The 21,308-nt window shown below is 43.4% G+C and carries 19 protein-coding genes and 1 pseudogene; 2 read left to right on the top strand and 18 right to left on the bottom strand.

Translation table 11 applies throughout. From position 1 onward, the window contains the following. Positions 1-221 precede the first annotated feature (221 nt). The 4 genes from tuf to rpsO all read right to left on the bottom strand — a co-directional run bounded on the left by tuf (position 222) and on the right by rpsO (position 4,954). Positions 222-1,409: an elongation factor Tu gene (gene tuf, locus GB992_RS03195; protein ID WP_161001185.1), complete on the bottom strand. Its 1,188-nt coding sequence runs from the start codon at positions 1,407-1,409 to the stop codon at positions 222-224. Between the two features lie 219 nt (positions 1,410-1,628). Continuing rightward, positions 1,629-2,564, bottom strand: coding sequence for an outer membrane protein assembly factor BamD (locus GB992_RS03190; protein WP_161001184.1), 936 nt, complete (start codon positions 2,562-2,564; stop codon positions 1,629-1,631). A 3-nt stretch (positions 2,565-2,567) separates the two neighbouring features. Next, positions 2,568-4,295, bottom strand: a complete 1,728-nt coding sequence (locus tag GB992_RS03185; protein ID WP_161001183.1) for a ribonuclease J — start codon at positions 4,293-4,295, stop codon at positions 2,568-2,570. A 389-nt stretch (positions 4,296-4,684) separates the two neighbouring features. Further along, entirely contained in the window at positions 4,685-4,954 is a 270-nt protein-coding gene (gene rpsO, locus GB992_RS03180; RefSeq protein WP_017262027.1) for a 30S ribosomal protein S15, read from the bottom strand. Between the two features lie 270 nt (positions 4,955-5,224). On the opposite strand from rpsO, the gene rpsT reads away from it, so the two are divergent. Beyond that, positions 5,225-5,479 (top strand): 30S ribosomal protein S20, encoded by a 255-nt coding sequence (gene rpsT / locus GB992_RS03175; RefSeq protein ID WP_161001182.1) that lies wholly within the window; start codon positions 5,225-5,227, stop codon positions 5,477-5,479. Positions 5,480-5,623: 144 nt separating this feature from the next. Here the strand turns inward: rpsT and holA are convergent, their stop codons facing one another. The 9 genes from holA to GB992_RS03130 form a co-directional block, all read right to left on the bottom strand. After that, positions 5,624-6,649: a DNA polymerase III subunit delta gene (holA, locus tag GB992_RS03170; protein ID WP_161001518.1), complete on the bottom strand. Its 1,026-nt coding sequence runs from the start codon at positions 6,647-6,649 to the stop codon at positions 5,624-5,626. A 114-nt stretch (positions 6,650-6,763) separates the two neighbouring features. Continuing rightward, on the bottom strand, positions 6,764-9,073 hold the full coding sequence (locus GB992_RS03165; protein ID WP_161001181.1) for a DNA internalization-related competence protein ComEC/Rec2: 2,310 nt from the start codon (positions 9,071-9,073) through the stop codon (positions 6,764-6,766). Continuing rightward, entirely contained in the window at positions 9,070-9,579 is a 510-nt protein-coding gene (locus GB992_RS03160; protein WP_161001180.1) for a ComE operon protein 2, read from the bottom strand. Before GB992_RS03160 ends, GB992_RS03165 begins: the two co-directional genes overlap by 4 nt. A gap of 57 nt (positions 9,580-9,636) precedes the next feature. After that, positions 9,637-10,419, bottom strand: a complete 783-nt coding sequence (locus tag GB992_RS03155) for a ComEA family DNA-binding protein (RefSeq protein WP_161001179.1) — start codon at positions 10,417-10,419, stop codon at positions 9,637-9,639. 127 nt (positions 10,420-10,546) lie between these two features. Beyond that, entirely contained in the window at positions 10,547-11,587 is a 1,041-nt protein-coding gene (locus GB992_RS03150) for a SepM family pheromone-processing serine protease (protein WP_161001178.1), read from the bottom strand. A gap of 20 nt (positions 11,588-11,607) precedes the next feature. Then, positions 11,608-12,111 carry a pantetheine-phosphate adenylyltransferase gene (coaD, locus tag GB992_RS03145; RefSeq protein ID WP_161001177.1) on the bottom strand — a complete coding sequence of 168 codons (504 nt, stop codon included), beginning with the start codon at positions 12,109-12,111 and terminating at the stop codon, positions 11,608-11,610. Further along, entirely contained in the window at positions 12,104-12,685 is a 582-nt protein-coding gene (rsmD, locus tag GB992_RS03140) for a 16S rRNA (guanine(966)-N(2))-methyltransferase RsmD (RefSeq protein WP_161001176.1), read from the bottom strand. The genes coaD and rsmD overlap by 8 nt, the downstream gene beginning before the upstream one ends. Continuing rightward, on the bottom strand, positions 12,685-13,626 hold the full coding sequence (locus tag GB992_RS03135) for a YlbG family protein (RefSeq protein WP_161001175.1): 942 nt from the start codon (positions 13,624-13,626) through the stop codon (positions 12,685-12,687). Before GB992_RS03135 ends, rsmD begins: the two co-directional genes overlap by 1 nt. Before the next feature lie 71 nt (positions 13,627-13,697). Further along, on the bottom strand, positions 13,698-14,873 hold the full coding sequence (locus GB992_RS03130) for an FtsW/RodA/SpoVE family cell cycle protein (RefSeq protein ID WP_161001174.1): 1,176 nt from the start codon (positions 14,871-14,873) through the stop codon (positions 13,698-13,700). A gap of 290 nt (positions 14,874-15,163) precedes the next feature. Between GB992_RS03130 and GB992_RS03125 the strand changes: the two are divergent. Next, positions 15,164-15,283 (top strand): annotated as a pseudogene (locus GB992_RS03125) (IS30 family transposase); the annotation flags it as partial. A 137-nt stretch (positions 15,284-15,420) separates the two neighbouring features. On the opposite strand, the gene typA reads toward GB992_RS03125, so the two are convergent. The 5 genes from typA to lpdA all read right to left on the bottom strand — a co-directional run bounded on the left by typA (position 15,421) and on the right by lpdA (position 21,307). Then, on the bottom strand, positions 15,421-17,268 hold the full coding sequence (gene typA / locus GB992_RS03120; protein ID WP_017262038.1) for a translational GTPase TypA: 1,848 nt from the start codon (positions 17,266-17,268) through the stop codon (positions 15,421-15,423). A gap of 110 nt (positions 17,269-17,378) precedes the next feature. Further along, positions 17,379-18,158 (bottom strand): inositol monophosphatase family protein, encoded by a 780-nt coding sequence (locus GB992_RS03115; protein WP_161001173.1) that lies wholly within the window; start codon positions 18,156-18,158, stop codon positions 17,379-17,381. A gap of 50 nt (positions 18,159-18,208) precedes the next feature. Further along, positions 18,209-18,484 (bottom strand): UPF0223 family protein, encoded by a 276-nt coding sequence (locus GB992_RS03110; protein WP_161001172.1) that lies wholly within the window; start codon positions 18,482-18,484, stop codon positions 18,209-18,211. Beyond that, positions 18,468-19,418, bottom strand: coding sequence for a Rossmann-fold NAD(P)-binding domain-containing protein (locus tag GB992_RS03105; RefSeq protein WP_161001171.1), 951 nt, complete (start codon positions 19,416-19,418; stop codon positions 18,468-18,470). The genes GB992_RS03110 and GB992_RS03105 overlap by 17 nt, the downstream gene beginning before the upstream one ends. 458 nt (positions 19,419-19,876) lie before the next feature. Next, positions 19,877-21,307 carry a dihydrolipoyl dehydrogenase gene (lpdA, locus tag GB992_RS03100; protein WP_161001170.1) on the bottom strand — a complete coding sequence of 477 codons (1,431 nt, stop codon included), beginning with the start codon at positions 21,305-21,307 and terminating at the stop codon, positions 19,877-19,879. Position 21,308 lies beyond the last annotated feature (1 nt).

Genomic DNA, 21,308 nt, shown 5'->3' with positions numbered 1-21,308 from the left:
AGAACAAATGAATAATCGTCCCCGTAAATGTCTCGGATGGAAAACGCCTTATGAAATATTCTTTAATGTAGTGTTGCACTTAATTTGACAATTCAAGTGCTAAAAAACACGTGTATCGAGAGGGGTTAACTAGGATTATGTATAAAAAAAGTGCCTAGCCTAAGCTAAGCACTCGTGAATGTCATTAACTGACACTGATGAACATTTAGACAAAGTCTAAATTAGTCATCGATTTCAGAAACAACACCGGCACCAACAGTGTGTCCACCTTCACGAACAGTGAACTTAGTACCCTTTTCAATGGCAGCTGGTTCGATAAGTTCAACAGTGAACGTAACGTTATCACCAGGCATAACCATTTCAACGCCATCAGGCAATTCGATAACACCAGTGATATCAGTGGTGTGGAAGTAGAATTGTGGACGGTAGTTTGAGAAGAATGGTGTATGACGACCACCTTCGTCTTTTGTCAGGATATAAACTTCACCCTTGAACTTCTTGTGCGTCTGGATTGAACCAGGAGCAGCAAGCACTTGACCACGGACAACTTGTTCACGGTCAATACCACGTAGCAAAGCACCAACGTTATCGCCGGCTTCACCTAAGTCAAGAGTCTTACGGAACATTTCAAGACCAGTAACAGTAGTCTTCAAAGTTTCGTCACGTAAACCAACGATTTCAACTTCGTCACCGACCTTGATAGTACCACGATCGATACGACCTGAAGCAACAGTACCACGACCAGTGATCGTAAATACGTCTTCAACAGGCATCAAGAAAGGCTTGTCCATGTCACGGTCTGGAGTTGGGATGTATTCATCAACAACGTCCATTAAGTGTAAGATAACCTTTTCTTGTTCTGGGTCGCCTTCCAAAGCCTTCAAAGCTGAACCACGGATAACAGGAATGTCGTCACCAGGGAAATCGTATTCGGAAAGTAATTCCCGAACTTCCATTTCAACAAGGTCAACTAATTCGTCATCGTCAACTAAGTCAGTCTTGTTTAAGAAGACAACGATATAGTTAACACCAACCTGACGAGCTAACAGAATGTGTTCACGCGTCTGTGGCATAGGACCATCAGTTGCGGCAACAACCAAGATAGCACCGTCCATTTGAGCGGCACCAGTGATCATGTTCTTAACGTAGTCCGCGTGTCCAGGAGCATCAATATGTGCATAGTGACGCTTTTCTGTTTCGTATTCAACGTGGGCAGTGTTGATCGTAATACCACGTTCACGTTCTTCAGGGGCAGCATCGATAGCAGCGTAATCTTGTTCCTTAGCTAATCCCTTTTCTGCTAATACCTTAGTAATAGCAGCAGTTAAAGTAGTCTTCCCATGGTCAACGTGGCCAATAGTACCAATGTTAACGTGGGGCTTAGTTCTTTCATAATGTTCTTTAGCCAAAATGAAAACCTCCAGTGTGTGATAGAAGAATGTCAGGTATGCCCTGACAAGTCTTTATAAAATAGTATACTACATCCTCGGTTGAGAACAAAATGAAAACACTGAGTTTTCATTGTCTCAGCCCAAGAATCCTTAAACATTATATATACTGCCATGACTTTTGTAAACACAAAAGCCACAAATTTTTAACAACGGCAGGCAGTTTCAGTCTATAAGTTCTTAGCCTTGATTATCATTAGCCAATAATTCAGCTGTTAATTTTTCCAGCCGTGACTGCCACGTTGCAATCTCGTTGGAACTATTAGATGGCTTTCCTTGATAAACTGCAATTAAATTATCCACCCACCCGTCTGCGTCCGTGACTACCCGACTAACAAACGGATAAGTCAACGTCAATTGCAACCGCACTTCTTGGCTCAACAGATTGTAAGCCACAGGATCTTTAGCCGCTAACTTTTCCGTCAGTGATTGTCGTACTTGTTTGTACATTTGATCATCCTGTAACGAATTAAGTTGATTGGGAACCACTGTATAACGTTTTTTATCCAACCATTGAAATGTTACCGTGGTTTCTTCGTGCAACCGTTGAAAAACTTCCAAAATGCTAACAACAAATAGTGGATGCAAATAAGGATCAACCAGCAAATATTGTGCTCCCTGTTTGAATTCTGTTAATGGCAACTTTAGTGCGGCCTGAAAACGTCCCTGTTGCTCAGCCGCTGAATAGTCACTCATGTGGTAAAACTGCTTAGCAATCGTTGTCAGGGTCGCTTTAGTGTCCATACGAGCCTCATTTTCGGCCCCTTCAATCATCTCAAGACCCGTTTGTTTGAGTTTCTCATCATGAACACCCGCAACAATTTCATGAGCGAGAATGAATTCATGCACGCGCAACAATAACGTTAGTAAAAACCGGAAATCAGTTGCGGTGGTTAAATAACTATTCAAATAATCATCCGCATAAGCACGTGCTCTCGAATATTCTTCATGTAGATATAGTGACTCAACCAATAAATGATTGATTTGTGGATCTTGAACTTCATTATAAATATTTTCTAACAAAGAAGCCGCCTGCGCGTAATCTTTGTCCTGATAAGCTTGATTAGCTTTATCAAACATTTCACGCTGGCGACCATTCAATGTGTCTTTCGACATAAATTACTCCTGTTCAGTTGCTTTTTTTGCTGTATTTTTCTTTGTCCGGGCATGATGGGCGTGTTGGTTCACTTCCATGATCACCGGTAAGATAACTGGATGACGTTTGGTCTGATCAAATAAATAACGACCAAGATGTTCGCGCACATCCTGCTTCAAATGACCCCAGTCAAATTCTTTGTTATCCAAGTTATCTTGAACGGTTTTCGTGACCAATTCACTAGCCTCACGCATTAAATCACGACTAGCTTTCACGTAGACAAATCCTCGAGATGTCAGTTTAGGTTCGGCGACGATTTGTTTCTTCTTACGATCAATCGTGACCACTGCAATAAAAATACCATCTTCAGATAAAATCTTACGATCCCGAAGCACAATATTGCCAATATCACCGACACCAATTCCGTCAATCATCGTGTTGCCGACTTCAATGCTCTCTGCTAGATGCATTGGTGCCTCACCATTATAAATGAGTGAATCGCCACGTTGCGTTAAGAAGATATGGTCAGATGAAATACCCGTTTCTTCTGCCAACTTAGCATGCCGATTCAGAACTCGATACTCACCCTGGATTGGAATGAAATAATCCGGATGCATAAAGTTGATCATTAACTGTAAATCTGCTGGTGAACCATGACCGGACGACTGCAAACTATCAGAAATGGCTTGCACATGTGCGCCTGCACGGAAAATTAAATCACGTGTCTTAGCAACCGTCGTTTCCATTGCATGCGACGGTGTGGTTGTAATGAAAACTAGGTCACCCTCACCAATTTTGACATAACGATCTTCACCCGTTGCCATTCTCTGAAGCGCCTTAATGGGTTCGCCCATTCGGCCAGTTTCCAAGATAACGGTCTGTTCAGGTGATAAAGACTTCATGTTTTTGGGGTTAACCAACAGATCATCAGATGGCAATTCTAACTTATCCAAGCGCATTGCTGTCCGTACAATTTTTTCCAAATCGTGACCCATCAATACGACTTTACGGTCCGTCGCAGCAGTGGCATCAAAAATCTGTTGCATTCGTAAAATGTTAGACGCAACACTGGCAACTACAATTCGACCCTCGTGTGCAGCAAACTGGTCCTTAACAAAGTTGGCAATCTGATTTTCGGTTGCTGATTCGCCATATTGTTCCGCTCCGGCCGAATCGCTTAATAAGGCAACGACGCCGTTCTTACCAATTTCACCCAAACGAGCTAAATCGGTTTGATAAAAAGGCGCTGCGGTTTGATCAAACTTAAAGTCTCCCGTATAAACAACTTGTCCAAGCGGTGTCTTAACATCAATCCCGAGAGATTCTGGAATACTGTGTGTCGTTTTAAAGAACGAGACTGTTTCCTCTCCAAAATCGATTTCTGTATCAGCATCAACAACGTGAAAGTCGTTAAATTGCTTAGACTTTGAATCATTCTCCACATTCAACTTTGCTAATTCAATCGTTAGTTCTGAACCGAAAACAGGCACATTGAATTCACTGACGAAGTATGGCAATGCGCCAATTGCATCTGCATGCCCATGTGTCAAAAACACACCGACGATTTGATCTGCGTGTTCCCGCAAATAATTCCAATCAGGAATGACAATATCAATTCCCAATAACTCATTTTCGGGATACTTTAAACCACAATCCAAAATAAAAATATCATCATTAACTTCCAGCGCATACATATTCTTCCCGTTTTCGCGCACGCCACCAAACGGGATAATTCGAATCTGATTACTCAATTCATTCACCTCATATTAAAAATTTCTTTTTTGACTTAATTGTTTCTCTAACGGTCATTTTTAAGAATTAATTTTAACGGCCTGTCTATAGTTTGATCAAAATAGGACTTATCATCATTTTGATCTCAGTACGCAAGCAGCCTCACATCGCTATTAAGTTTGATGCGTTTAAAGGAGCGGCAACTCCACAAAAAAATTATATTAAAACAACCTATTTTCCTCGGGACAATCAGTTACATGTAGCTTATCATATTCCATCTCAAAAGCCAATCAATTGCCCAGTTGACGGCTTCTCAAACCAGTCAGTAATCCTAATTTTAATGTAAACAAATAAAAAAAGAGCCACCCACAATGGGTAGCCCTCCTCACACACTTCGGTCGAACAACGATTACCGACGAAGACCCAACTTTTGGATTAACGTCCGGTAACGTTCAATATCCGTGTTACGCAGGTAACGCAGTAAGTTACGACGGTGACCAATCTTCTTTAACAAACCACGTTGTGAGTGGTAGTCGTGAGTGTGCACTTGTAAATGCGCATTCAATTGGTTGATGTCAGCTGTCAAAACTGCGATTTGAACTTCTGCAGAACCGGTGTCACCATCGTGACGTGCGTATTCTGAGATGATCTGATTCTTTTCTGCTTGTGTAATAGCCATGGATAAAATCCACCTTTCAAATATTGTCACCACATACCGAGTCTACGCCAAGTGGTGGCGATAAACTAAGTAAGGGTCGTGCTTTAGCACGCTTAATAGTTTATCTAATCGCACCACTAATTGCAAGCAAAAGTACGTTACTCATGATGGGGTCAAGTGAATTTCCTTGACGCATCTGCATTTATTTATTGCATTGGTCGTAAGCCTCTTGTATAATGATGACTGTTGAAATTTGTTTGACGTGGGTCAAACGCTCCGGAGGTGAAATTAATGCCAGTTACAAAATCAGCCATTGCACGTGTTAAGACTAACGAAATTGCCCAAGCACGTCGCACTGCTCAATTGAGCGAAGAACGGACTGCAGTTAAAAAGTTTGAAAAAGCTGTAACTGCTGGTGCAGACAACGTTGAAGAATTATACCGTTCCGCGAGCGCCGCAATTGACCACGCCTACTCAAAAGGTTTGATCAAGAAGAACAAGGCTTCACGTGACAAGTCACGTTTAGCTGCTCGCTTAGCAAAGTAAATTCTTAGCCATCATCATTCGTGATGATGGTTTTTCTTTTACATCCGTTTTACTCGACTCCCCTTACTAACACAAAATGAGCCATTGTAATCAATTGATTTGATTGCAATGGCTTATTTTTTATTCATATTAAACTGAAGAGAATTACGCAGCTTGATTGGTAAACTGCAACATAAATAAATTAAACAGCAATTCTGGATCATCCTGTGTTTGCTTCAGTTGTGTTTCAATATTGATTAATCCTAAAAAAGCACGACTCAAATCACGTTGCGAAAAGTGACGATCACTCTGCAAGGCCAGCTTTACCCGGTATGGATGCACTTTTAGCTGACCTGCCAGAGAACCCTGACTCAATCCACGGCTAGCCAGCACCTTCACCTGCAACAACAAACGAAATTGACTAACTAAGACAGCGTTAATCCGTAGTGGTTCTTCTCCAGTTGCTAGCAGATCATGGTATAAGCCCACCGCCCGTTTAACATTTCGGCCGAGGACCGCATTCACCAAATCAAAAACATTGTCATCCAAAGATTGTGCCACTAAACCGGTAACCGCTGCCGTCGTCATTACATGATCTTGAACGGCGAATAACTCCAGTTTGGTCAGTGCGGCCATCATCAACGACAAATCAGCACCAGTGCGCTGAATTAAAGTATCCAGTGCACCAGGACCGAACTTATAGCCATCATGGTCTACCTGCTGCTCCACAAACTGACGTGCATCCCGTTCACTCAATGGCGATGCGTCTACATTCACAGCCACTTTTTTCAAAGTTTTAACTAACTTCTTACGGTTATCAAGCTTATCGTATGGGGCGAAGAAAACTAGGATTGTAGTTGGCTCTGGGTGTTCGATAAATTTAAGCAAGGCATCTAAATCATGGTCGACCTTTGATTTACTCTTTTCGCCTGTTAAAAAATACGGTTCATCGATTATAACCAGTCGATGCTCGCCAAAAAAAGGCATCGCCATCGCGTCATCAAGCGCCACGGCCACCGGCGTTTGTACCATGTCATAGCTACCAACATTCATTTGAGCCTGGTCCTCGGGAATGATTGCCTTAAATTGCGCTCGAATCTGATTTAACAGGTACCGTTCAGTCCCCGTCACTAAATATAATGGCTGAACGTTTGAACCAGCCAGTTGTCGTGTTAACTCCGCAATTTTCATCGTTGCCATTTCATTCCTTCCTTCAAGCTACTTTTTACGCGTCGCAAGACGCCTTTTAATAAGTTTGAACTCGTTCCATCATTATACCCTATTAAGTTTCATTCAGCTCACAAACTAACGAGGCGAACCCGCAATCGGTGTGCGCGTCGGCAACATCGTCTGCCAATGGCCGTTACCAAGCCAATCATAGACATAGCTAATCATGCCAGCATCCGCGGTATTAACAGCTGCAATATGATTCTGCATCAGTGTCGTTAGTGTACTTTGTTTGGGATGTCCATACCGATTTTCACGACCAGCTGAAATAATTCCCAATTTAGGCGCCACTTGTTTAATAAACACTGGGTCACTAGAGGTGTCACTGCCATGATGACCTAGTTTCAACACATCGGTTGTCAGAGTCGGATAATGTTGCAGAATTTCTCGTTCACCGGCCCGATCCAAATCACCCATAAATAAAAAGCGAACCCCATTCCTAATTGTGCCTAATGACACGGAATCCTCGTTTCCACCTGGTCCTGGATGAAACGGATGGTAAATGGTAAACGGAAAATTTTTAGGTTGTCGACCTGCAGTCAGCTCGATGACTCTGGTTTGCTTTAGATATGGGGCAATTTTCGTCTGAAAACCACGCGATTGACGCATGCCAGCAGGAATCGTCAATGTGTGAACTGTCATCAATTGCAACAGTCGACCAACATCTCCGATATGATCGGCATCTTGATGGCTACAGTTCACATCGTCAATTTCACTGATACCACGGCTATGAAGGTAATTAACTGTCACGGCTTCAACATTGGTCATCCCCAGGGAAGTGCGTGCCCATGACGGTTTTGAAAATCCCACTTTGCCACCCGTATCAATTAACGAAACATGCTGATTAAATGGTGTTCTTAAAAGAATACTGTCACCCTGACCAACATCAATAAACGAAACCTCACCATCCGTTGGCCAATGAATTGTCACAAACGCCGCCGCGTAAACTATCGCTAGTGCAATGAGCCACTTACACCGAACACGTGGCCGCCGCTCATCAATGGCTAACAGTGTCATCAGTAAACATATCCAGGTGAATAATGTCGAAAGATGTCCAAACGTAACCATTCCCGGTAATTGACCAAACCAGTTTGTCAAACCACTAAACACCATCAAAACCGTGTTAGTAATATTGGCGACCCAATTCAATACACCACCTAAGCAGGCACCGATAATGACTAACGGAAAAATAAACCAACCAAATAATGGAATCACCAATAGATTTACAGGCGTGCTGAGAACGTGAATTTGAAAAACGGTATGTAAAATCAATGGCAAGCTGACTAGATTCATTAACCACGTTTGCCACCACGTCTTTTCGACTACGACATAGATCAACGCAAACGCCAGCAAGTAACTTAGTTGACCACCCAGTGTTAACAAGACCGCGGGTTGAAGCGTAACTCCACCAATTAATGATAACGACCACATGTCTAAGCCACTTATCTGAGTCGATTGTTTACGATTAAGTAGTGGTTGGAGCAAACTAGCTTCACCAATAAGAATAGCGCGAATCAATGTGCCCGAACCACCAGCAATAATTGCATAAAACGGCAAACCAATGGCTAATAATAGTTGTGAGTGCTCACAAGGGACGCCTAACCGTGCAAGGATAAATTGGCAAAGTGTGACTAGATACACAACATGCATACCGGAAATGCTAAATAAATGTAAAAGTCCCAACCGTTTTAGGCCACTATTCTGGGTGTAAAAATCATTAGCCGTCGCCCCAATAATCAGGTTACTTGCATACTCATTCAATGCGGTCGGCAACGTCGCAAAATACAGTAGTAACTGTTTACGCCAGTGATGCATTAAATCCATTGGCCACTGCCATGCCGTTTGACTCGGTTTCACAATGAACCACTGGGCCATTTTCATGCTGCCATGAATCCCCATTGCACGTAATTGCGAACGGCGATCAAATTGCATACGGTTACGCGGTCCTTCAAGTAGGTCATTCGGACCATTTACCTGCCATTGTGTCGGTTGATCGATAACTTGCAATTGAGTCGCTTTTTGCTGGCTCGTTAAATGACCAAACGCACGGATCCGCTGACCTTCTCTTGTCTCACCGATAATGCTCACTGTATCGCCAGTAACCTGAATTTGATCTGGCTCAACCCGCAGACTAAGCTGACGCGTTGCGATTGTTGTCCACGTTTTCGTGTCGTACTGCACATTTTGATAACTGAACCACACAGTTGCTAACACTGCGACGCCCATGAGCCAAAGCATATGTGCTCTGATGTTTCCCAAATAAAGACACCGTACCAGTAGATAAACAATACCAATTCCAGCCCACCAGAAACGACCGACAATCATTGCATTAATAAGACCAACAAGTAGCCCTAGGAAAATCCATGGTGGCCGGTTAGAAATGGTCATTTCTGAGGATGTGAATCGTTATCTTGGACCGTTAAGTAGTCCGTAATGTGGAATTGTGTCAATGCATCCTCAGGAATGTTAATCTGCTTCACTTCAATATTTTTAAGAGAAACTAGGTGCATTGCGTATGGATCATTATGATAATTACGCAAATAATTAATCTTCGTGATGCCGGCTTGTAATAACATTTTAGTGCATTGCAAACACGGAAAATCGGTTACATAAATTTCAGCTCCATCAGTTGCAATCCCAAACTTCGCACATTGCAAAACGGCATTCATTTCTGCGTGAATCGTCCTTAAACAATGTCCATCCACTAAATAATCACCAACATCAATACAATGATCATCACCTGAGACAGAGCCATTATAACCGCCAGCAATAACGCGCTTGTCACGGACTAAAACAGCGCCAACAGACAACCGCTGACAAGTACTGCGACTGGCCAACAACACCGCTTGCATCATAAAATATTGATCCCAGGGAACCCGTTTTTGATCTGCCATTATGTTACCTCCACCATTCATTAAATATATTTCATTAAGCGTATGCCAGTCTGTGTCTCACGACAAGCTTAAATGTGGTTTCAATTTTTGAACGGTTTTCTCACCAAATCCAGAAATTTGTTTTAAGTCGTCTAATGACTTAAAGCCGTTGTGTTCCGTTCTAAAGTCGATAATTTTCTGAGCCTTTTTATCACCTACTCCTGAAATTTTCGTTAACTGTTCTTTCGTCGCACTGTTCAACCCAATTGGTGCATCCGCACTATCGCCGTCAACTGTCGCCCCGGCAGTGCCAACTGCGCCATTATCGCCCGCCGTGGCCGTATTCGTGGCACCATCCACACCACTAGCATTAGTCGTTGGCAACGCCTCGCCATGAGTGGGAATGTAAATCACCATTTGGTCATGTAACGTCTGCGCCTGATTGACTTGTTTACTGTCAGCATCCGCCCGCAAACCGCCTGCCCGGTCAATTGCGTTGATAACTCGCATATTGGTTTTAAACCGATACACGCCTGGTTGATTAACGGCACCTTTTACCTCAACCACCGATTCAGTCTGTCCAACAGTCTTTTCTGAATTAACAGTGGCCGCGCTTGCAGTTGCTTCTGGCTTGGTTGACCGCGTTGCTACCTTGGTTGTCGCATCGGCTAGGCTGGAACTATCGGATTGAAATGAGGCCTGTGACATGCCATTCATTGAACTGTTTGTGTCGTGGTGTTGATCGTTAGGTTTTAATAACTGGGCACCAATCACACCTACTGTAATCATGACAGCCAGACCACCCAACAACCAGCCTCGATATTGTCGCCAAGCATCTCGTAATGCCTCTCGCCATTCCATGATTTATCCTCCTGTTTACTATCTGATATGGTCCATACCCATAACATACGTAAACAAGCGTTATTTGTTCGTCAAACATAAAAAAGTCATCAGTTTTTTCAACCGATGACTTTATATCCAAATCAATTTACTTGTGCGTTTGTAAATATTTGACGGCCTGATCAAATGAGCTCACGGGAACAATTTTCATCCCTGGTGCATATTTCTTTGCTGTTTCCTTTGCCAGTTGATAGTTCGTCTTGTGGCCTTCCTCATACTTCAAAACTTCCTTGCTTGGTTTCAGATATGGTGCAAAGAATATTTTAGCGCCTGCCTTGTGAGCGGCCACAATTTTCTTATCAATTCCACCAATTTCACCAACGGAACCATCCGCATTAATGGTGCCAGTTCCAGCAATTTTTTGACCATGGCGTAAGTTTTGATTAGTCAATTGCTGATAAATCTGCAAGCTAAACATCAAACCACCTGATGGGCCACCAATTTGCCCAGCATTAACTTCAACCGGAATTTTGGTGCTGACCTTAACATCGTCCGTCAGTGTAATACCGATTCCAGAGCGTCCATCCGGCAAACGAATTAAACCGGCTTTCGTTGTCTGTTCTTTACCGTTGTGTGTATACGTAATGGCAACTTTGTCCGATAGTTTACGTTTGGCCAGTGCCTTTTGGTAACCAACAGAAGAATCATAATGCACACCATCAATCTTTGTAACGGTATCGCCGACCTGAATTTTGTGATAAAAGTGAGACGTTTTTGAGACATCCAAAACGTAGATCCCCAAGTATTGCCGCGTATACTGTTCATTGGCAGCTTTGTATGCCGTCGCAATGGCCTGATTAATGGCACTTTGCATGTAGAATCCCTGAACCTTGTTATAAGTTGTTTGATTCTCGCCGCCAGTTACTTCTTGCTCGTTATAGATTGTCGCGTGTGGATCAACGTGCGCCCATAACCAAGAAATTGGTGTCGCTTGTTGCTGATAAACAGAGGTAATCATAAAATCACCCTTGCGCTTGTCTGGCCGTGTTGGCATCGTGACGAAATTGCGTAAGTTATCTGCCGTTCCGGGCGTTTCGATGTACTGATTGAGCGGCAAAAACCGCATCACCAGAAGACCGATGATGACGATTGCACCACCAAGCCACCAGCCCCAACGTCTTTTTTTCATTCAATTACCCCATCCAATTATTAATTCATCTCTTGCCGTTCCTGTTGCCGTTTCTCCTGCAAATGGGTCCACACAACAGCTGGTACAAATGCTGAAACATCACCGTCAAAGTGAACGATTTCTTTCAGAATACTGGAAGAAATTTGCGCATTCTCAGGCTTTGCTAACAAAAAGACAGACTCAACATCCTCTGCTAATGTGCGATTCATATTGGCAATATCGCGTTCATAATTAAAATCCTGATCATTGCGTAACCCACGAATCAAAAAGGTAGCGTGGTGCTCATGCATAAACGTAACCGTCAATCCACTGATGGTTTCAACACTAACGTTTGGTAGGTTGGTCGTGACAGCTTGAATCATGCCAATTTTTTCTTCAACGCTAAATAGCGGCCGTTTACCTGTATTAGTGCCAACGGCAACAATGAGCTGATCAAACATGTGACTGGCACGCTCAATGATATCCAAATGACCGTTCGTCAGTGGATCAAAACTGCCTGGAAAAACCGCAATTCGTTTACTCATCTTCGCCGGTCTCCTTTTTTATGACTTGATACCGATACACCATCACGTCCGTAATGCCATAGTCCCGATGATGAGTTTGCGTAAATGCACCAAAATTCTCTGGCAATTGAGCTTCCTGATTTGTTTCAGCAATTACCTGCGCCCCATCATTGAGTAATCCGTTTGCTGCCATGAAGTTGAGATTATCGATAATTTTCTGTTTTGCGTATGGCGGATCTAACAAAATTAGGTCAAATCGCTGTTCTTCTGCAACCAAGCGTTTGAGCACATTGTTAGCTTCACCCTTGATTACCGTAAACTGATCCGCTGATTTTGTGACCGCTATATTAGCCTTAATGGTCTTAATTGCCTGATACTGATGATCAACCAATACGGCCTCAGCCATACCGCGTGATACGGCTTCAATAGCCAAGCCACCTGATCCGGCAAACAAATCCAATACCCGGCCACCGTCAAAATAAGGTCCAATCATACTAAACATGGCTTCTTTGACCTTGTCCGTAGTGGGACGCGTTAACGACCCTGGAACTGCTGATAACGGTCGTCCGCCAAACTCGCCTGCAACCACTCGCATTAATGTGCCTCCGTCGATTTTGTTGCCGCTGAGTCTGAATGATCAGCTGACGTTTGGTCAGCGTCAGGGATAGCATCAGCCGCACCATCATTCTCTGTATGAGTCACGAAATTAGCGTTAACCCCTTCGCCAACAAACGGGTCAATTTCTGGCCGTTCACTGACCATTACACGTCGAACAAACGATAATTTGTTGATTGCTTGCTGATTTCGACTAATGTCATCCTGATCCATGTAAATGACAACGTAGTGTAGCTTCTTTGAAATGTACTCGATATCGCCAAATCGTCTAAGTTGCCGAACCTGACGCAAATTGCGGACAAACACATGCAACGCCTGGCGAGGTTGGGGCGCCAATTTTTCAGGCTCGTGATTAACAAAAGCATCGGCCAGATTAGCGCGAACGACGACCTCCTCGGATTTAGCAGGAACGCTTTGCCTGTCAGTCCCTTTTACAGGCACCGTTGGTGAAATTTTCTCATGTTGAGTTTCACTCTTTGAGTGACTCATCGATGAGTGCGTGGTTGTTCTGTTTCTATGGGACCGAGAAACCGTCTTTTTTTGTTCTGATTCGCGTTTTACACCATGTGAATTCGTTTTAACGGAATGTGATGCAGTAACCGTCTTTTCGCCAGTATGTACATTATCCTGTCTCGAAGTTGGGTTGGGTTTACGTTGCGAACGACGACGGCGATGCTGACCTGTGGATCGATTCTGACGGCCGCCATCACTTGTCGTTTTAACAGTTTTGTCCTGTTTAGCACTAGGACTTTGTTGCGCCTTTTTCTCTTCTTCATTAGCTCTGTTATTGGGTTTATTGTTTCTCTGTTGATTTGATTTGGACCGCCGACGGGGATGGTGATTATTGCGACGTGGCGCCTGTTTCTTTTTATCAGTTGAACCCTTTGAGCCGTTGACTTGGCTTGTTTGTTCCTCGCTCATAAAACGTCCTCCTTACTCTTTTATTTCAATATTTTTCCAGATGACATTATCACAGCTATATATAATTCAGCTTACTTAACAGTTGCCCTTTCAGCACGTTCAGCGATTTGTGCACGCTTTTCACGGGCAGAAATATTTAAGAGGATACCCATTGACATAGACAGCACTAACATAGATGAACCACCGTAACTAATAAACGGCAAGGTCACCCCAGTGATAGGAAGCGCACCAACGACACCGCCGACATTAAACAATGACTGCACGGTGATGAGCGCCGCAATGCCATAACAAACTAACGATTCATACATTGTAGATGCCCGCTTGCCAATTTGAATAGCCCGCCCAGCAATTGTTCCTAGCAGAGCGAGAATGATCAGCACTGCAATAACACCCAGCTCTTCACTGGTTACTGCCAAAATAAAATCAGTGTTAGGTTCTGGCAGATAGCCCATTTTTTGAATACTATTTCCCAAACCGCGACCAAATAGACCACCATTACTAATCGCATAGTATGAATTAACGAGCTGTCGACCAACAGTTTTAATCGTTCCAAATGGATCGATAAAGGCGACAAACCGTTGTAATTGATAATGCTTAGTCCACATCGGCGAGTTCAAGTTTGTGTGTGACAAAAAGCCTAACATTGCCAAATAGCCAATAAACAGAACACCAACAATTTCGGTAGGCACATTATGTTTGTTACCACTGCTCAACATCATGATCAAAATAATAAACCAATCAATCGCTGCACCACCAGTGTCTGGCTGCATCAGAACTAAACCAATCATGACAGCAAATAAAATTAGCGGCGCACGCATCGTATGCCAATAACGTTCCTCTAAACTAACCTGATGCGAATCCATATAGTGGGCCAAGAAAAGCACAATATAAAGTTTTAAAAACTCTTCAGGTTGAATGTTTACTGGGCCTAAATTAATCCAGCCCTTGGCCCCGTTGATCCTCGCACCGATAACCAACACGATCAGCACCAAACCTAACATAACAAATGTCGCGATTTCGACGTAGGAACGCCGTCTTAACACTGATAGTCGAAGCCAATAAAAAAATGCGGCTAAGAAAAGTCCAATAATTACGTACGCGGTCTGTTTAATCAGGTATCCATTTGGCGTACTACCATTGCTGATGGCCACGTTAGCACTAGCTGAATACACCATCACGATACCAACCAGGCTGAGAACGATGTACGGAATTAAAATATAGTAATCAAGAATCTTAAACTTTTTCACATCGTTTTCCTCACAAAAAAATTCTTTTCATATTATAGCATACGCTCACGTCTGCTTTGCCGACAAGCCAATCATCTACGGTTTTTATTTAACATTTAACTGTGTGATGAGCACTTAGTAAGATGCTGATTGGAAACGCCACCCCACTAAAACCTGAATTCACCTGCGAACAACTACAAATTTTTATACGAGAGGCAAATTCTATAATTAATCCGAACAGAAATTAAAAAGCCCAAAGCAATCACTTACAATGGTAGTAGCTAATTCCAACCAATATAGGGAGTGATTACAATTTTAGCCAAGTAACGACTGATGAGATCCTAGCAGCACTTGAACTAATTAATCAACGACCATTAAAAATACATCATCAACAGACTGCCATTGAAAGTTTCCGGGCTTGTTCGGATTAAACTTGTAATTTGCCGAGATTAATAATCATAATTCGCGTTTCATAAGTCATCCCACAAAACTAGGCACTGTCAGTGACTGTATACCGCAAGATTTAAAAAAAGCCCTGTCACAAGGACAAGGCTTTTAAAAGACAAATTTAGTTGTCGCGGGCAGCAGCCTTACGACGCTTAGAAGCTTTTTCACGTGCGTTTGTTTCCAGAATTTGTTTCCGCAAACGAACGTGTTCAGGTGTGATTTCACAATATTCGTCTTCGTTCAAGAATTCGAGTGATTCTTCAAGCGTCAAGTGTGTTGGCGTCTTGATTGTCGCAGTCATATCCTTGTTTGAAGAACGAACGTTAGTCATGTTCTTACCCTTGGTAACGTTGACAGAAATGTCGTTTTCACGGCTATTTTGACCAACAATCATCCCTTCGTACACAGTGGTACCAGGATCGATGAACAATTGACCACGTCCTTCAACACCCATCATGGCGTACGTAGTTGCAGTACCTTGGTTAATTGAAACCAAGGTTCCGTTCCGACGGCCAGGGTTCCAGTTTTTAATAACTGGCATGTACTTGTCGAAGGTATGGTTCATAATTCCATAACCACGCGTCATGGATAAGAAATCAGTTGAATAACCAATTAAACCACGTGAAGGCGCCAAGAACTCTAAACGAGTTTGACCATTACCTGTGTTTTCCATATTCTTCATTTCACCTTTGCGTTGAGACAAGGAGTCGATGATGGAACCAGCGTATTCTTCAGGTGTGTCAATTTGAACGGCTTCAAATGGTTCTTCCATCGTACCGTCGATTTCACGGTAGATAACTTCCGGACGTGAAGCTTGTAATTCATAACCTTCACGACGAAGAGTTTCAATCAAAATTGATAAGTGTAATTCACCACGACCAGAAACCATCCATGCATCTGGTTCGTCGGTGTCTTCAACACGTAACGAAACATCAGTGTGTAATTCCTGCTTCAAACGTGATTCCAGCTGACGAGTTGTCACAAACTTACCTTCTTGACCAGCAAGTGGTGAGTCGTTCGTCCGGAATAACATTTGCAGAGTTGGTTCGTCAATCCGCAAAACAGGCAATGCTTCTTGGTGGTCCTGTGGTGTCACAGTTTCACCAACGTTGATTTCTTCCATCCCGGAAACGGCGATCAAGTCACCAGCCTTGGCTTCGTTAACTTCAACCCGTTGCAGACCTAAGAAACCATACAGTGTCGTTACACGGAAGTTCTGTGTTGAACCGTCCAGCTTCATAACAGTAACGTTATCGCCGACTTTGATCTTTCCACGGAAAATCCGGCCAATTCCGATACGACCAACGAAATCATTGTAGTCTAATAAAGCAACTTGGAACTGCAAAGGTTCGTCTTCGTTATCGATTGGTGCTGGGATCGTCTTTAAAATGGTATCAAAGATTGGTTTCATCGTGTGTTCTTGCGTAGACAGGTCTGAATCGTATGAAGAAGTCCCGTTCATGGCAGAAGCATAAACAACTGGGAATTCCAATTGGTCTTCGTCCGCACCAAGTTCGATGAACAAATCAAGCACTTCGTCAACGACTTCTTCAGGGCGAGCACCTGGACGGTCCACCTTGTTGATGACAACGATTGGTGTCAAGTGTTGTTCCAATGCCTTTTTAAGCACGAAACGTGTTTGTGGCATGGTTCCTTCATAGGCATCCACAACCAATAACACACCATCAACCATCTTCATAACACGTTCAACTTCACCACCGAAGTCCGCGTGTCCTGGTGTATCCAAGATGTTGATCTGCTTGTCACCGTACTTAACGGCTGTGTTCTTTGACAGGATCGTGATCCCACGTTCCTGTTCGATTGCGTTCGTATCCATTGCACGATCCGCGATTTCCGTGTGGGAATCCAACGTATCGGATTGCTTCAATAATTCGTTAACTAAAGTTGTTTTACCATGGTCAACGTGGGCAATGATAGCAATGTTACGAATATCGTCTCTAGTTTTCAAAGTGTAACTTCCCTTCGTTTCAAATAACTTAAAATTAATCGGTAGCGCGCGCCCTTATACAAGGCGTAAAAAAACTGTGACTCCTCGTTAACTCGTGTCACAGTCCGACATTACGCGGTTTGCATGGCAACAATAGCTTTTTGTGCCTGCTTCGTAGCTACTAATACAACGCCATATGATAGCACAGTCGGCGTTTGACCGTCAACTGTGGACACTACTAAACCCAGTTCTTCTGCTAAAATTTTTCCTGTCGCAAAATCCCAAGGCCTCAAATATGAGATATAACACACTTGCTGGCCGCGTAAAACCTTTGTGAAAGCAATGCCTGCGCTGCCAACGATTCGCATGCCTAAACTCGCAGCTGCAATCGCCTGCATATGATCCACATCGTGAGTAACTAGTGGACCGGATAATGCTGCCAAGCCTTCGCTCAACGGTAAATTGGCCGGAGCTGTCATTTTATCATCATTGAGCCAAACGCCAAGCCCCTTAGCGCCATGAAATAACCGGTTACCCATAACGTCACACAGCCATGCTGCCTGACCTACACCATCAATGTAAAGTGACAACATAATGGCAAAATCATCCCGTTGTTTGACAAAGTTCATCGTGCCGTCCAACGGATCGATGATCCACAACCGCCCTTTGTCATCTTGAACGTCATCGCCAAGTCCCTCTTCGCCGAGAATGCGTGCGGTTGGATCCGACTCACGAATATGGGCTACGAAACGCTGTTCGTTTTCCTTATCAACTTGTGTAACCAAGTCACGACGACCGGACTTCTGTTCAACGTCTAGCGGTTCATGAAAATGCTCTAAAATATTAGCCTTCGCCTCATCAATCCAGGCCGTAACTTGTGCATTCCACTTTTGATACGTTGCTTCTTGCATCCAATTGTTCCTTTCTGCATTTTTACACTAAATATTTTTCAAAATGACGCTTACTCAATTCGTAGCCGTTTGCGAGAACTGCCCTGAGCTTGTTTAATTGTCGCGTAAATACTGACGCCAGCCTGTTTTTCAAACTGCCGATCTAGCTGACGGCGTTGACCTTTTGATGGCATCATTTGCGTAAACGCTTCGTACGCTGCCAATAATTTTTCCCGATCGACACCGGTCTCATTGGCTTCCAAAACTAATTCGTATAAACGAGTGGCAATAACGATCTCTTGACGAGACCACTGTTCGTCCAACGGTAAATCAATGTTCGTCTTCATCGTCGTCCTCTTCCAAACTTCCCTTTTCAATCGCCAATGTAGTGTCACGAACTTGACTACCAATTTCGTCTAATTGACGTTGCTCCAAATCAGAATAACTTACATCAACGAGTTTTGAAACCCCGGCTGCATTGACACGAACTGGCGTGCTGAATGGTGTCACTCGTTCTTCAGTAATCGTCAGCAAATTGGTTAAAGAACCGATAAATGGATGATCGAAAAAGATTCCATTCAAAATTTTAATTACTGACTGCGCGCGCAATGCATCATTAGTCGAAATGGCAGTTGCATTCAGCTGTTGTTCAATCTCACCTAATTCAGCAGCATCGAAGTTAATATCCTCATTTGCCATCAACGAAAGCACCGGTGCCGGTCCGACTGTTGATCGGCTCCAAGCAATCAAGTGATCATTGGCAATTCCCACTACGTAGGCATGCAAACTATCAAGCGGCACATTAAATGTTCTCGCTAAAGTGTTATTTAAAATTGTTGTGTGAGCTAATGTCCCAACACCAATGCAGTTGCTGACGCCAACACCGGAAAACTTCTGGGCAAAGTATGTCAACAAATCGTCATATTGACTGGCGACAATCATCTTCCCCTTAAAGCCTTGTGCCATCGCCTCACGAATGAAGTTTCGCAAACGAGGCATTACGACGCTCAACGCATCATCACGTTCCGTCCCAGCTTCCATCGGCGCAATATCGCCGAAAATAATAGCATCCGCTGTTACTAGGTCAGTTTGCGTCGCAATTTTAACGTTTAAATTCGTGCAGCCTTCAGCAGCTACTTGTGTATCCGCGTAAAGCTGATCAGCAGCAACGTCCCCAGAATCCATAACAGCCATTCCAATTGGTAAATCCAACGCGATCAAACTGGATAACAATAATTGATTAAATCTCCCGGTCCCATATAGCACTACATTTGGCTTCATTAACAGACCATCCCTCTTGAATAAAACGTATTAAGTAAAGCAATAAATATGCGTTTGACTCAATTAATTGAAATATTAGTTTATGTTTACCATAATTTTACCCAAGCGGCTCCGAATATCAATTAAATCAGTGCATGAGACTGTAATTGCACTACGCAATCCACAAAATTGGTGAGCACAATCAGTTATCTGCATTATTTTCCGCTTGAATTTACACTTTAAGTGCAACACTAATTAAATAAAGAATGGCCCATGGCCAAATTTCTGTAAAATGATGTTTGCGAAAACAATCATGAAAGGAGCAGAACAAATGAATAATCGTCCCCGTAAATGTCTCGGATGGAAAACGCCTTATGAAATATTCTTTAATGTAGTGTTGCACTTAATTTGACAATTCAAGCGCAAAAAAAGAGGCTGTTACCAGCCTCTTTTTCAGTAATGATGTGTGCATTACGATATTAGATATGAGTTGGGAAACCAATTGCGATATCCGCAGCTTCTTGAATCGGTTCACTCAAAGTTGGGTGTGGGTGAATGGTCAAAGCAACGTCTTCGGCATTCATGTGTGAGTTAACTGCCAAACTTAATTCAGCGATTAAATCACTGGCATCTGGGCCAACAACCTGGGCACCAACAAGGGTGTTGTCTTCCTTAGTTGTGACCAAACGAACGAATCCATCTGCTTGATCCATTGAAACCGCCCGCGCATTCCCAGCAAATGGGAACTTAGCGGTGCTAACTTCCAAACCGGCATCCTTGGCTTCAGCCTGGGTGTACCCAACCGTGGCTAATTCAGGGTCTGCGAAACAAACGGCAGGAACACTTACATAATCGTTTGCAGTGTGGTGACCTGCAATTGCACCAGCGGCAACCTTACCATTAAAGAAGGCTTTGTGTGCTAATGCTGGACCATTGTTCACAATATCACCGATTGCGTAGATATGCGGAGAAGCTGTCCGACCTTGATCGTCAACGTCAATGAAACCACGTTTGTCAGTCTTAACGTCCGTGAATTCAAGCCCAAGGTTGTCTGTGTTAGGCTTGCGACCAACAGTGACCATGCAGTAGTCAGCCCTGATTGTTTGAGCCTTGCCATCAACTTCATAAGTGACAGTCACAGAATTGTCATCCTGTTCAGACTTCTTAGCCATCGCGCTCGTAATAACATCAACTTTGTGAGCCTTCAAGTTCTTGAGCACAAGTGAAACCATGTCTTTTTCAAAGTTAGGCAGAATCGATGGTGTGCCTTCAAGAATCGTTACGTGAGCACCGAGGTTAGCATAGGCACCAGCTAATTCAGTCCCGACATAACCACCACCAATAACAACCAGTTCCTTAGGAATCTCTGGCAAGTTCAGACCGCCTGTTGAATCGATAACCCGACCTTCAAATTTGAAGTTAGGAATTTCGACTGGTCGTGAACCTGATGCAATAATCAAGTCTTTAAAAGCCAGCGTCCGACCTGTGTCACGGCTCATGAACTGCTTTGGCCCAGGAGTGATAACACGTAACTGAGTATCACTGTCTAGTGTGGCTTCACCACGGATCACTTCAACCTTGTGCTTCTTCAACAACATGGCAACCCCGCTGGTCATCCGGTCAACAACCTTCTTTTGCTTCCATTCTTGCGTTTTAGCAAAGTCGATTGTAGCTGGACCAGCTGTTGTAATGCCATAAGTTGAGGCATCATTTGCTTCTTGCAAACGGTGGCCAGCTTGAATTAATGCCTTTGAAGGAACACAACCGACGTTTAAACAAACACCGCCGAGTGTTTCTGATTGTTCAACCACCGTCACTTGTTGGCCAAGTTCGGCTGCCCGAATAGCGGCAACGTAACCGCCGGGGCCTGCACCAATAATCACCGTGTCTTTTTGTTCTACATCAGCCATT

It is taken from the genome of Furfurilactobacillus milii, from assembly GCF_009863985.1.
In the GTDB taxonomy this organism is placed as follows: domain Bacteria; phylum Bacillota; class Bacilli; order Lactobacillales; family Lactobacillaceae; genus Furfurilactobacillus; species Furfurilactobacillus milii_A.
This window is presented reverse-complemented; position numbering and strand designations above follow the sequence as displayed.